Source organism: Kitasatospora sp. NPDC094016 (assembly GCF_040304045.1).
Taxonomy (GTDB): Bacteria; Actinomycetota; Actinomycetes; order Streptomycetales; family Streptomycetaceae; genus Kitasatospora.
On record NZ_JBEOUK010000017.1, the window covers coordinates 57,602 to 70,951 of the forward strand.

General features: G+C 73.5%; 10 protein-coding genes. 3 read left to right on the plus strand and 7 right to left on the minus strand.

Going from position 1 to position 13,350, the window contains the following annotated elements; genetic code table 11:
- Nucleotides 1-14: 14 nt before the first annotated feature.
- Nucleotides 15-1,571, minus strand: a complete 1,557-nt coding sequence (locus ABT015_RS18220; RefSeq protein ID WP_350880117.1) for a DUF4192 domain-containing protein — start codon at nt 1,569-1,571, stop codon at nt 15-17.
- Between the two features lie 228 nt (nt 1,572-1,799).
- Here ABT015_RS18220 and ABT015_RS18225 point away from each other — a divergent pair, with 228 nt between their 5' ends.
- Both ABT015_RS18225 and ABT015_RS18230 read left to right on the plus strand, forming a co-directional pair.
- Nucleotides 1,800-3,995: a RecQ family ATP-dependent DNA helicase gene (locus ABT015_RS18225; RefSeq protein WP_350880119.1), complete on the plus strand. Its 2,196-nt coding sequence runs from the start codon at nt 1,800-1,802 to the stop codon at nt 3,993-3,995.
- Between the two features lie 419 nt (nt 3,996-4,414).
- Nucleotides 4,415-5,053, plus strand: a complete 639-nt coding sequence (locus tag ABT015_RS18230; RefSeq protein WP_402453293.1) for a hypothetical protein — start codon at nt 4,415-4,417, stop codon at nt 5,051-5,053.
- 129 nt (nt 5,054-5,182) lie between these two features.
- On the opposite strand, the gene ABT015_RS18235 is transcribed toward ABT015_RS18230, so the two are convergent.
- The 3 genes from ABT015_RS18235 to ABT015_RS18245 form a co-directional block, all read right to left on the minus strand.
- Nucleotides 5,183-5,860 (minus strand): hypothetical protein, encoded by a 678-nt coding sequence (locus ABT015_RS18235; protein WP_350880123.1) that lies wholly within the window; start codon nt 5,858-5,860, stop codon nt 5,183-5,185.
- A gap of 99 nt (nt 5,861-5,959) precedes the next feature.
- Complete coding sequence (gene rnhB, locus ABT015_RS18240; protein ID WP_350880125.1) at nt 5,960-6,658, minus strand: ribonuclease HII; 699 nt, start codon at nt 6,656-6,658, stop codon at nt 5,960-5,962.
- A 131-nt stretch (nt 6,659-6,789) separates the two neighbouring features.
- Nucleotides 6,790-7,395: a TetR/AcrR family transcriptional regulator gene (locus ABT015_RS18245; protein WP_350880127.1), complete on the minus strand. Its 606-nt coding sequence runs from the start codon at nt 7,393-7,395 to the stop codon at nt 6,790-6,792.
- A gap of 312 nt (nt 7,396-7,707) precedes the next feature.
- Here ABT015_RS18245 and ABT015_RS18250 point away from each other — a divergent pair, with 312 nt between their 5' ends.
- A complete protein-coding gene (locus ABT015_RS18250) occupies nt 7,708-9,255 on the plus strand; it encodes an MFS transporter (RefSeq protein ID WP_402453264.1) in 1,548 nt (515 codons plus the stop codon).
- A gap of 168 nt (nt 9,256-9,423) precedes the next feature.
- On the opposite strand, the gene ABT015_RS18255 is transcribed toward ABT015_RS18250, so the two are convergent.
- From ABT015_RS18255 to ABT015_RS18265, 3 genes are all read right to left on the minus strand, one after another.
- Nucleotides 9,424-10,941, minus strand: a complete 1,518-nt coding sequence (locus ABT015_RS18255) for a DUF4153 domain-containing protein (RefSeq protein WP_350880129.1) — start codon at nt 10,939-10,941, stop codon at nt 9,424-9,426.
- 289 nt (nt 10,942-11,230) lie between these two features.
- On the minus strand, nt 11,231-12,178 hold the full coding sequence (locus ABT015_RS18260) for a carbohydrate ABC transporter permease (protein WP_350880131.1): 948 nt from the start codon (nt 12,176-12,178) through the stop codon (nt 11,231-11,233).
- The gene (locus ABT015_RS18265; RefSeq protein WP_350880133.1) at nt 12,175-13,197 is read right to left on the minus strand and encodes a carbohydrate ABC transporter permease; all 1,023 of its coding nucleotides are present in this window, start codon (nt 13,195-13,197) and stop codon (nt 12,175-12,177) included. Before ABT015_RS18265 ends, ABT015_RS18260 begins: the two co-directional genes overlap by 4 nt.
- Nucleotides 13,198-13,350: the final 153 nt, after the last annotated feature.

The window sequence follows — 13,350 nt, forward strand, 5'->3', positions numbered from 1 at the left end:
GACGCCCGGAGAGGTCAGCGCGCATGGTGGGCTCCCCTCGCCGCCCGCCGGATGCCCCGGCACCGGTGGCGCCCGGCGGCCGACGGTGCGGCGGCGGCCCGGGACACCGCCGCCCGACCGAGCCGCAGACCCCGGGCGGACCGCTGCCGGGGCACCGGAGCGCACCCGGGCACCGGCAGCAGGGCGAGCGGGCCCGGACCGTCCGGACGCGGCGCCGGCTCGTCGGGGCCGACCGGGCCTCGCTCGGCCGCCGCCGTGGCCTGAGCCGCCTTCGAGGCCTTCCGACGGGCGGGCCGGCGGCGGCGTGAGGCCCCTGCCGGCCCGGGCAGCCCCGACGGCCCACCGCGGCCCGCCTGGTCGCCACCCGGGCCCTCCGTGGGCGCCGGACCCGGTTCGCCGCCGCGCGCCGGCACGGGCCCGCCCGCCTCGCGCCGCCGACGCTGCGCCTCGACCGCCGCGAGCAGCGCGTCGGGCGTCATGCCGTCGTTCAACGACTCGTACAGCAGCTCGGCCAGCAGGTAGGACGGGTCGAGTCGGAGGACGCGGCCCAGCACGACGCGGGCCGTCGCGGTGTCCCCCGCCACCCAGGAGGCCCAGGCCAGCAGGGTGAGCGGGGCCACCGCGCAGCCCTCGTAGGGCGGCACGGCGCGCCGGGCGAGGAAGCGCCAGAGCCGCTCGGCGGGCGCGAGCTCGGCGGGCCGGGTGTACTCGACTCCGCGATCCCGGGTGAGGCGGTCCCGCAGGGCGACCAGCAGCCGGGCCGCCCGCTCCTCGTCGAGCTCCCGGGCCCCGGCCGCGAACTCGGCGAAGGCCTGGTCGAGCAGGTCGGCGCCCTGCTCCTGGACGGCCGCGCCCCCGGAGCCGTCAGCACCGTTGGCGGCCTCGGCCGCCTCGGCCCGGGCGAGCGCCGCACGCTGGGTGTCCGCCCCCGGCGGGCCGATCGGGGCCAGCCCGCCGATGATCGCCTTCCGGCTGCCACGCGGCGCGAGACCGGCGAACGCCGCAGCGGCGGCCGCCGGGCCCGGACCGAGAGCACGGCGGATCGGGTTGCCCGCCGGATCGCAGCACCCGGCGCGGCGGCAGAGGAAGGACCACCAGTGGCCGTCCGAGACGCAGAGCGACTCCTTGACGGCCACCCCCCTGCGCCCGAAGGCCGTGCGGAGGTCGCCCGCCAGCGGCCGCAGACCGTCCACCACCGGAGGGGCGTGCGCCGTGGTCGGATCCTGGCAGAGGTAGAGGAGCACCTGGACCGGCCGCTCGCCGTGCCGCTCGGAGAGGGCGACCAGCAGGGCGGCCGTCTCCTCCGCCGCAGCCGGCCACTGTTCGGGCGACTCCGGGACGTCCGCCCGGATCACTCCGCCCTGGTGCAGGTCGGGGCCCTGGAGGCCGACCGCGACGATGCTGTCGTCCGGGTAGAACCCCAGTAGGTAGGGCAGCAGTTCGGCCATGTCGGCCGGGCCGCGCATGGTGACCGGCCGGTGGCCGGAGGACGGGCCGAGGGACAGGGTGACGCGCTCGTTGTTCATGACGCTCCCGTTGTTCATGACGCTCCGGTTGTTAGCGGCGTTCATGACCGGAAGCGTGACGCAATCCGAGAGACGCACCGGATTTTTCTCTTTTCCTGTGGATAACTCCGCCCTCGTTTTCCGCTTCCCTCATTCGGAGCACGCCGCGCCCACTCCTCCGGGTGATTAGTCGGCGGCCGTTCAGCTGAGGAGCTGATGAAATACATCCGGCCTCCACCTCTCCGCAGCCCCGGCATTCGCCCCATGTCAGCGGCTCGGGGTTACATGGACGCCATGCAGCAGCCCGAGAACCACACCACCGCCACCGCCGACCGCGCCGAGGTCCGGGCGCGGGCCGAGGCCGTCCTGCGCGAGCTCGCCGGGCCAGGTGCCGCCCTGCGCGAGGACCAGTGGACGGCCATCGAGGCCCTCGTGGTCGACCACCGCCGCGCCCTGGTCGTGCAGCGCACCGGCTGGGGGAAGTCCGCGGTCTACTTCATCTCCACCGCCCTGCTCCGGGCCCGGGGCGCCGGGCCGACGGTGATCGTCTCCCCGCTGCTCGCCCTGATGCGCAACCAGGTCGAGTCGGCGGCCCGGGCCGGCATCCACGCCCGGACCATCAACTCGGCCAACACCGACGAGTGGGACGAGATCCAGGCCGAGGTCTCCGCCGGGAAGGTCGACGTCCTGCTGGTCAGCCCCGAGCGGCTGAACAACCCCGACTTCCGCGACCAGGTGCTGCCCAAGCTCGCCGCCTCCACCGGCCTGCTCGTGGTCGACGAGGCCCACTGCATCTCGGACTGGGGCCACGACTTCCGCCCCGACTACCGCCGACTGCGCACAATGCTCGCCGAGCTCCCGCCCGGCGTCCCGGTGCTGGCCACCACCGCCACCGCCAACGCCCGGGTCACCGCGGACGTCGCCGAGCAACTCGGCACCGGCAGCACCGACGAGCACGCCCTGGTGCTGCGCGGGCCCCTCGACCGGGAGAGCCTCACCCTGGGCGTGCTGCCCCTGCCCGACCCGGCGCACCGGCTGGCCTGGCTCGCCGACCACCTCGACCGGCTGCCGGGCTCGGGCATCGTCTACACCCTGACGGTGGCCGCCACCGAGGAGGTGACGACCTTCCTGCGCGAGCGGGGCTTCCCGGTGGCCTCCTACTCCGGCCGCACCGAGGACGCCGAGCGCCGCACCGCCGAGGCCGACCTGCTGGCCAACCGGGTCAAGGCGCTGGTCGCCACCTCCGCGCTGGGCATGGGCTTCGACAAGCCCGACCTGGGCTTCGTCGTGCACCTCGGCTCGCCCAGCTCGCCGATCGCCTACTACCAGCAGGTCGGCCGGGCCGGGCGCGGCGTCGACCGGGCCGAGGTGCTGCTGCTGCCCGGGCGCGAGGACGAGGCGATCTGGCGCTACTTCGCCTCGCTGGCCTTCCCGCCGGAGGAGCAGGTCCGCCGCACCATCGACGCGCTGGCCGAGGCCGGCCGCCCGCTGTCCACCGCCGCGCTGGAGCCCCGGGTGGACCTGCGCCGCACCCGGCTGGAGACCATGCTCAAGGTGCTCGACGTGGACGGCGCCGTCCGCCGGGTCAAGGGCGGCTGGACGGCCACCGGGCAGAGCTGGGCGTACGACACCGCCCGGTACGCCAAGGTCGCGGCCTCCCGCGAGGCCGAGCAGCGGGCGATGCGCGAGTACGCGGCGACCACCGGCTGCCGGATGGAGTTCCTGCGCCGCCAGCTGGACGACGAGCAGGCCCGTCCGTGCGGCCGGTGCGACAACTGCGCGGGGCCGCTGCACACCGCCGAGGTCTCCGCCGAGGCGCTGGAAGCGGCCCGGGCCGCCCTCGGCCGCCCGGGCATCAGCTTCGAGCCGCGCCGGCTCTGGCCCACCGGGATGGACTCCCTCGGCGTGCCCCTCAAGGGCCGGATCCCGGCGGGCGAGCAGGCCGAGAACGGGCGGGCGCTCGGCCGGCTGTCCGACATCGGCTGGGGCAACCGGCTGCGCGCCCTGCTGGCCGAGCAGGCCCCGGACGTACCGGTCCCCGGCGAGGCCGTGGACGCCCTGGTCGCGGTGCTCGCCGACTGGGCCCGCGGCCCCGGCGGCTGGGCCGGGCCCGCGACGGCGGACGGCGCCCGACTGGAGCGGCCGGTCGGCGTGGTGGCCATGGCCTCCTCGACCCGCCCCCAGCTGGTGGGCAGCCTCGGTGCGCGGATCGCCGAGATCGGCCGGCTGCCGCTGCTCGGCCGGATCGAGTACGCCGACGGTCGGCCCCCGCACGGCGCGCGCAGCAACAGCGCCCAGCGACTGCACTCGCTGGCCGGCGCGCTGACGCTGCCGCCGGAGGTGGCGCAGGCGGTGGCCGAGGCCGGCGGGCCGGTGCTGCTGGTGGACGACCTCGTCGACTCGGGCTGGACGGTCACCGTGGCCGCCAGGCTGCTGCGCCGTGCCGGGGCGAGCGCGGTGTTGCCCCTGGTGCTGGCCGTGCAGGGGTGACCGGGCGGCAGTGGGCCGCCATTCCACCCATCACTCGAATGGCCTAACGAAGGGAGAAAGCAGCCCACTCGCGAACACGCGGGACGCCGGAGCGGGGAAAGGAGTGGTCACCGTGGCGATGGCGGTTCACCTGACCCCGCACACGGTCTGGATCAAGGTCCGACGCCGCCCGAACGACGCTCGGAGCGCGGTGGAACATATCCGGCGGAACGTGGGCTTTCGGGTGGCGTTCATCGTTTCATCGTTGCCGCTCCACCCCGGATACCGCGAGAATTGGCGCGTACCCGAAACCCTGTCCGCTGGACCCGGCCTTCGGCGTACCCACGTACCCGCGTGCCAGTGGGTCAGGAAGGAGGATCGTGATCAACGGTATCGGCCGAGGTCAGCATCCCCTCGCCCGGAGTTCGGCGCCCAGACGGCTGCTGGACCTGGAGACCTGGACCGCCTCGGGGATCCCGTTGCTGCGCGACCCGCGCGAGTTCGTCGTGGAACTGCACCAGCGCCACCTGCCCCAGCCGGGCACGGTCGTGATCGCCGTCCTCAACGCGCTGCACCACGTGTCCGCCTCGGCCTCGTTCACGCCCTGGCCACACGACACCGACGGCTGGCAGCACCGCAACGCCCTGCTCACGCACCTGCGCCAGATCACCCCGCACGACCTGCGGCTGGCCGAACCGACCCGCACGGCCGTGCTGTTGCGCTGCCGCGAGGGCGCGCCCGGCTGGACCGAGCAGGACGGCGCCTGGATGTGGGCGCTGCGGGACGCGGCCGGCCTGCACGGTCTGCGCTGCGGCTCGTACATCGGGCTCACCCCGGCGGGCTGGCACGTCCTCGGGGACGGCCGGAGCGGGCGCGATCCGCACGCGGGCTCGTGGGCGGACGGGGTGGTGCACACCGTCACGGAACTGCCACCGCGCTCGGCGCTGGACGCCCCGCGCGGCCAGCGCGCCCGGCACCAGGCGGCCGAACGGGCCCAGCACGCCCGGCAGTCCGAGCACCCGTGGCCCCCGGCGCGGGTCGCCGCCGTCCAGCCGGCCCGGCGCACCGGCACCCGCTGAACCCGCTGAACCCGCCGACACCCACGGGCCGGCCCGCGCCCCGGACCGTACGCTCTCGCCGCCACCGGGGTACGACGGACCCCGGGCCCGGCACCGTGCGGCGCCGGGCCCGGGGTGGCTCGGTCGTGGTCAGGCGCCGATCGAACGGCCGGGCGTGGTTCCGGCGGCCCCGGTGACGACCGGGCCTGCGTCGCCGCAGACCACGAGCAACGCGGTCGTGTGGCCGAGCGCCTTGGCGTGGGCCTCGGCGGCCCGGGCGGCCGTCCCGCCATTGACCACCAGGACGACCACCTCCCGGCGCACCGGGCGGGTCAGCGCGACGTCCGCGTAGAACACGTCCCCGCCCTCGGCGAGCTGCGCCCAGTAGCGCTCCTCACCGAAGGAGAGTTCGTGCTGCTGCCAGGGGTGCGCCTCGCCGACCGTCAGCACCAGGATGTCGCCCGGATTGCGGCCGGAGTCCAGCAGCCGGTCGACCGCGTCGTCCGCGCGTTCCAGCGCCTGCGCCGGGGTGGCGGCGACGCGCTGGATCTCGACCTGTGGTTCGGCGCCGCCCGAACGGCGCTGCGCCGGCGAGGGCTTGGGGATCAGGCGCGGCGGACCGGAGCGGTCGGCGCGCGGGGGTGCCGGACGCGGCGGTGCCGGACGGGGCCCGGGCACCGGAGCGGCGGCGACGGTGGTGGGTGCGGTGGAAGAAGCGCCGCCGTTGGCAGGCGCGCGGAGGGCTTGTGCGTCCGACTCGCGGGGGAAGGGAACGCCGGGGCCCGGGAGGCTCTCGTGAATCTCCGACTCCTCGGGGAAGACAGGCATACCCGGATATCTATCAAATGCCGCTCGAACACGCACGCGCACCCCACCCATTGGGCACCGCACACCCACCGCCCCACCCAGGCAATTCCAGACGGACCGTCAGAAACCGAGCGTCAACTGTTCGTCGGCGGAGCCTTCGGCCGCACCCGCGACGTCCCGGACGCGCTTCAGGTGCCGCCACTTCGGCAGCGCGTCCAGGTATGCCCAGGAGAGCCGGTGATGCCCGGTGGGTCCGAACTCCTCCAGCGCGGCGCGGTGCACCGGGGACGGGTAGCCGGCGTTGTCCGCGAAGCCGTATTCCGGGCATTCCTCGCCGAGTTCGGCCATCAGCCCGTCGCGGTGGACCTTGGCGAGCACCGAGGCGGCGGAGACGCAGATGCAGGACTGGTCGCCCTTGATCACCGTGCGCACCCGCCAGGGGCCGCCCAGGTAGTCGTGCTTGCCGTCCAGGATCACCGCGTCGGGCTCGACCGGCAGCGCCTCCAGCGCGCGGACGGCGGCCAGCCGCAGCGCCGCCGTCATGCCGAGTTCGTCGCACTCCTGCGGCGAGGCATGGCCGAGCGCGTAGGCGGTGACCCAGTCGGCGAGGAGCGGGGCGAGCGCGCGGCGGCGCAGTTCGGTGAGCAGCTTGGAGTCGGTCAGCCCCTCCGGGGCCCTGCGCAGGCCGGTGACGGCCGCGCCCACGGTGACCGGGCCGGCCCAGGCGCCGCGCCCGACCTCGTCCAGGCCGACGACGATCTTGGCGCCGGCCCGGCGGAGCGAGCGCTCGACGGAGTGCGTCGGCGGGACGATGGGCATCGCGAGTTCCGTTCGGCGGAGGGGCAGCCCGTTCAGCCGGGCAGCATCCAGCCTAAGCCCCGCCACTCAGCCGTCCGGGCCGGCCGCCGGCAGCCCCGCCTGCGGAGCCGCAACCGCAGCCGCAGCCGCTCTCAGGCGCGGATCAGCGGGTACAGCACCTCGTCCAGCAGCCGGGCCCCGAAGTCCGGCCCCATGTTCTCCCGGCCGCAGATCTTCACCTGGTACAGCAGCATCGCCGGGACGACGTCCGCGACCAGCGCGGTGGCCGCGCCAGGCCGGACATCGCCCCGGTCGGCGCCGCGGCGCAGGATCGCCAGGATGGTCTCCTTGGTCGGCTCGATCACCCGCTGGCCGATGAAGTCCTTGAACACCTCGGCCCGTTCATGGTCGATCTCGCCCATCAGCGTCTGGATCGCGGCGCCCGTCGGGGAGTTCATCGCGCCCATGAACAGCTCGATGAGCTGCCGCAATTCGAGATCCGCGGACCCGAGGTCGGGGGTGTCGTAGGGGCGTGGGAGAGTGGCGTCCAGGGCGTCGATGACCAGTTCGTCCTTGGATGCCCAGCGCCGGTAGAGCGCGGCCTTCCCGGTCCGCGCCGCGCCGGCGACGCCTTCCATCGTGAGCCGCGCGTATCCGCCGGAGGTGAGCTGGTCGATCGTGGCCGCGAAGATCGCGTCCTCCAGTTCCTTCCCCCGGCGCCGCACCGGCCGCGCGAGGGCCGCGCGGGCGACCCGCATCGGGCAGTGAGCCGCCGGCTCGGGCGCCGCCCCCGGTGGCGCTGGGGGTGACGGGGGCACGTCCGCCGCCTCAAGCGGTCGGGCGCCCGCCCGCCCGGCCGCCCGGTCCGCCGTGAGGCGCCGCACCAACCGATCCATCGCCACCATCCTTAGGGAACGCTTGCGTTCACAATCAGGCCCAGGATATCGTCCACATTAGTGAACGATCCCGTTCCTTCCTAGCCCGCGCCAGACCGTGGGCTCACGCCGGACCAGTCGGTCCGCAGCGTACGAAGCACGCAGCCAGGCACATAGCCAGCAGGGGGCACAATCGTGGCTATCTCCGACACGATCACCAAGAACTCACCACCACAGAGCAGTAAGGGCCGGGGCAAGGGCATCACCCTGACCGTCATCGCGGCCACGCAGTTGATGGTGGTGCTCGACGCCACCATCGTGAACATCGCGTTGCCGCAGATCAGGGACGCGCTGAACTTCTCGACCACCAACCTGTCGTGGGTCATCAACGCCTACACGCTGACCTTCGGCGGGCTGCTGCTGCTCGGCGGGCGCGCGGGCGACATCCTCGGCCGCCGCAGGGTGTTCATCTTCGGAACCCTGCTGTTCGGCTTCGCCTCCCTGCTGGGCGGCTTCGCCCAGGACGGCGGGATGCTGCTGGCCGCCCGCGCGCTCCAGGGCATCGGCGGCGCGATCTGCTCACCGACGGCATTCGCCCTGATCGCCACCAACTTCGAGGAAGGGCCGGAACGCAACAAGGCGTTCGGCGTCTTCTCGGCGGTGGCCGGGTCCGGTGCCGCGATCGGCCTGCTGGCCGGCGGCCTGCTCACCGAGTACCTGGACTGGCGCTGGGTCTTCTTCGTCAACGTGCCGATCGCGGCGCTGATCGCGCTCGCCGCACCGCGCTACATCGCCGAGTCCGAGCGCCACGCGGGCCGCTTCGACCTGCCGGGCGCACTCACCTCGACGCTCGGCCTGGTCGGCCTGGTCTACGGGTTCATCCGGGCCGCCTCGGACGGCTGGTCGGACAGCATCACTCTCGGTTCCTTCGCCGGCGGTGTGCTGCTGCTCGCCGCGTTCGTCGTGATCGAGAACCGCACCGACCAGCCGATCACCCCGCTGCACCTGCTCGCCAACCGTAACCGCACCGGCGGCCTGGTGATGATGCTCTGCCTGGCCGCGGCCATGTTCGGCATCTTCTTCTACATCACGCTCTTCGTGCAGGGCCCGCTCGGCTACAGCCCGCTGAAGGCCGGCGTCTCCTTCCTCCCGATCAGCGTGTCGATCATCATCGCCGCGCAGCTCGCCTCCAGCCTCCAGGCCAAGTACGGCCCGAAGCCGTTCATGGCGGGCGGCGCCCTGCTGGTCACCGTCGGCCTCACCTGGCTGACCCAGATGAGCAAGGACAGCGGCTACCTGGACGGGGTGCTCGGCCCCACGGTCATCTTCGGCTTCGGCATGGGCCTGATCTTCGTCCCGGTGATGCTGCTCGCGGTCGCGGGCGTCCCCGGTCAGGAGACCGGCGCCGCATCCGGCCTGCTGAACTCCATGCAGCAGATCGGTGGTTCGCTCGGACTGTCGATCCTGACCACGGTCTTCGCGCACTACGCCACCGCCGAGGGCAAGCTCCAGCAGCCGAAGTTCCTCCAGTCGGCCACTCCGGACCAGCTGGCCTACCTCCAGCAGCACCACGAGTTCCCGAAGGGCACCGACGCCGCCAACTCGGTCCTCACCCAGGGGATTTCGCACGGCTTCATCGTGGGCGCCGTGCTCGCCGGGCTGGCCCTGGTGGTCTCGGTCTTCGTGATCAAGGCCAAGGCCAGCGACCTGCCGAGCGGGGCCTCCGGCGTCGCGATGCACTGAGCCCGACCAGGGCACACCACACCGGGCCGGCCGGGAGCAGCACGCTCCCGGCCGGCCCGGCCGCGTTTCCCGGCCTCGCACCGGCCTCGTACCGGCCTCGCACCGGCTCCGCACCGGCCCCGCCCCGAACGAAGGCCCCCGAGACGGACGCAGGCGTCAGGCCCGGCGTCAGGGCCAGAGGTCCTGGTACCTCATCCCGGCCCGCTCACAGGAGGTGCGCCCCTCCTCCAGCTGGTCCACCAGCGGCCGTCGCGCCAGGATCTCCCGGGCCCGGGCGGCGGAGGCGCTGGTCGCGTACCAGGGCTGCCCCGGGTGGCTCTCCAGTCCGGCGCGGATCAGCTGCAGCGCGCAGGTCCGCTGGGCGGCGGGGAGCCGGTCCAGGGCGGGGGCGGCGTCCGGCGAGAGGTCCCGGACGTTGCGCAGGTCGATCCGGGAGGTCCGCTCGAAGCGGGCGACGTTCTGCTCGGCGATGATCGCGTCCGGGCCCATCAGCCCGTACACCGCCGCCGTGAGCATGCCGCTGAGGACGACGACGCGGGGCAGCCAGCCCGCCGAGCGGGTCAGCCCGGCGGTGATCAGCAGCAGCAGGACGATGCCGAGCCAGCCCTCGACCACCAGCACCCAGAGCCGCAGCCTGGTCAGTCCGGAGGCGTCGACGTAGAACCACATCCGGCCGAGCGCCGAGGCGACCACGACCAGGGCGAGCACGCAGAGCGCACCGAGCAGGGTCCGCGCCACCCGGCGGTCGGCGGGCGTGCTGCGCGGGGCCCAGCGCTTGGCGACCGCCACCACGACCAGGGTGAGCGCGGTGATCGCGCTCAGCTGCCAGAAGCCCTGCCGGGCGTACTCGGAGCGGCTCATCCCGGTGTTGCGCAGGACGGCGTCGGCACCACCGAGCACCACCAGTGCCTGGATCACCGCGAAGGCGCCGAACATCAGGTTGAGCGCGACCAGCGGCAGCGCCCACTCCAGTCGGCGGCGGGCCCGGCCCGGCCGGACGACCGTACGGTCCCAGCGGCGGGGCCCGGCTGCGATGTGGGCGAAGCCCAGGGCGGTGAACGCCCCCAGGACGAACAGCACCGCGCGCAGCGGGAGCCCGCCGAGGTCGAGGCTGGGGCTGAGGCTGCCCAGCAGGTCCGCCATGGCGGCGTCCGCACCGGCGAACAGCAGGCCGAAGACGGTCAGCAGGACGGCGGCGACCGCGAGCGCCTTGAGCACCGGGACGATCCGGCCCCGGTGGGGCAAGCTCCGGCCGCGCAGCCCGTCCCTCAGCCAGAGCGCGCCGGGCGGCAGCTGCCAGAGGACGGCGGGCAGGGGGAGCAGGACGCCCGCCCAGCGGCGGCCGCCGTGCAGCGCGAGCGAGGCCAGGCCGAGCGCGCACCCGATGGACAGCGTCACCGGCCAGCCCGCCTCCCAGAGCGCCGGGACGGCGAGCAGGGCGACGGCGAGCAGGCTCCACACCACCGTCCAGGGCCGGATCCGGCGGCCCGCCGACCGGGCGGCGAGACCGGCCGCGGCAGCGGTGGCCCCGGCGCAGATCAGCAGGTTGACGCCCACGCCGTCGAACAGCAGCCAGGCCGTCAGCAGGCCGGTGAGTAGCGCCAGGAGGAGGACCCGGGGCGTGGCGGCCGCCCTGCGCTCGGGGTCACTCGGGCGCAGCCACCCGTGCGGCGGCGGCGCGGACACGCCGGACCCCCAAGGCGTCGCGGGTCCGGGCGCGGTTGGCAGGTCGGCCGGGGCGGGCGTGGACGGGCCGGACATGAGTCCCCCTCGATGGTCGGCGGGCATGCGGAAGCCGCCCTTGGGGCAGTCCGTCGTCGGGCGCGCTCGGCGCCGCGGCTGCAGCCGACTGTAGAGCATTCTGAACAGGTTCAAAAATCAGTTCTGAACAAGTTCAGAAAATTCGGCCCGCCTCCCCGCCGCCGCTCCCGCAGCCCTCCCGCACCGCTCCCGCAGCCCCTCCACCACCCCTCCGTCACCCCTTCACCGACCCCGCCAGCAGGCCCCGGACGAAGTACCGCTGCAAGCTGAAGAAGACGATCAGCGGGACGATGATCGACAGGAACGCCCCGGCCGTCAGCAGCTCCCACCGTCCGCCGAAGGACCCGGACAGCTGCGCCAGCCGGACCGTCATCGGCGCCACCTCCGGCGTACCGCCCGCGAAGGTCAGCGCGACCAGCAGGTCGTTCCAGACCCACAGGAACTGGAAGATCGCGAACGAGGCCAGCGCCGGGGTGCACAGCGGCAGCACGATCGAACGGAAGATCTTGAAGTGCGAGGCCCCGTCCACCACCGCCGCCTCCATCAGGTCCCGCGGCAACTGGGCGATGAAGTTGTGCAGCAGGAACACCGCCAGCGGCAGCGCGAACATGGTGTGCGCCAGCCACACCGGCGCGTAGCTGCCCTTCAGGTCCACCGCCGGGATCAGCGTGAGCGAACCCAGGTGCGCGCCGCCGGAGAAGAGCCGCAGCAGCGGGATCAGCGCCATCTGGATCGGCACCACCTGGAGCGCGAACACCCCGAAGAACACCGTGTCGCTCCCCCGGAACCGCACCCAGGCCAGCCCGTACGCCGCCATCGCCGCCAGCACCAGCGGGAACAGGGTGGCCGGGACGCTGATCGCCAGCGAGTTCACCAGGAACGGCATCAGCCCGGTGGAGACGCCGGAGCCGCCCTCGAACAGCACCGTGTGGTAGTTGCCCAGGCCCAGGTCCGGGTGGAGGAAGGCGTTCCACCAGCCGTTCGCCGTCACGTCCTGCTTGGGGCGCAGCGAGGTCACCAGCAGGCCCACCGTCGGGATCGTCCACAGGACGGTCACCGCGATCACGAAGACCGAGGCCAGCGGGCTGCTGAAGGCCTTCCGGACCGGGCTTCCGTGCGGCGCGCTCATCGCGCGGGCCGGCCTGTCGTGCGGTGCGCTCATCGGACCCCACGCTCCTTCCGCAGCTGGACGATGTTGTAGGCCACCAACGGCAGCACGGCGAGGAAGAGGATCACCGCGAGGGCACTGCCCCGCCCGGTGTCGAACTGCACGAAGGACTGCGAGTACATCTCGTTGGCCAGCACCTGGGTGCCGAAGTTGCCGCCGGTCATGGTGCGGACGATGTCGAAGGCCTTCAGCGTGATGATCATGATGGTGGTCAGCACCACCACCACCGTGGTGCGGATCATCGGCACCGTGACGTACCAGAACAGCCGCACCCCCTGCGCGCCGTCCAGCCGGGCCGCCTCGGTGACCTCGTCGGGGATCGCCTTGATCGCCGCCGACAGCACCACCAGCGCGAAGCCCGTCTGCACCCAGACCATCACCGCCATCAGCAGGAAGGTGTTCAGCGGCTGCGAGAGCATCCAGTTCGGCGGGTCGTCCCAGCCCACCGCGATGGCGAGTTGGCTCAGCAGGCCGATCTGCGACTGGCCCGGTCCGCGCGACTCGTAGACGAACTTGAAGATGATCGAGGCGCCGACCAGCGAGATCGCCATCGGCATGAAGATCAGCGACTTGTACACCGCCTGACCGCGCATCCGGTCCACCAGCAGCGCCAGCACCAGGCCCAGGCCGGTCGCCGCCAACGGCGCGACCACGAGCCAGAGCAGCGTGTTGACCAGCACCTTCTGCACCGAGTCGGTGGTGAACGCCCAGCCGAAGTTCTCGCCGCCGACGAACCCGCTGCCGTCGGCGTTCTGCAGGCTCAGATAGACCGTGCGGATCAGCGGCACGACCAGGCCCACCAGCAGCAGCACCGCGGCCGGGCCGAGGAACACCACCACCGACAGCGGGCGGGAGAGCCGGCCCCGGGCCCGGCCCGCCGCGAAGAAGACCAGCAGCAGGATGCCGAGGAAGCCCGCGACGGCGCCGAGGCTGTTGCCGAACTTGACCACCGCGTCACCCCAGGAGCCGGTGGCGAGCGCGGTGACCGGTGAAGGGGTCCCGGGTACGGACATGACGGTGCGTCCCTCCTGTTCTGGTGGGAAGGGGCGGGCGGTGCGGGTGGGTGGCCCCGCACCGCCCTCGACAGGTGGTCCTGAACGGCGCCCTGCCGGGCCCGGCCCGAGTCCGGCCCGACGCCCACCACGGCCGGGCGCCTGCTGCGGGCG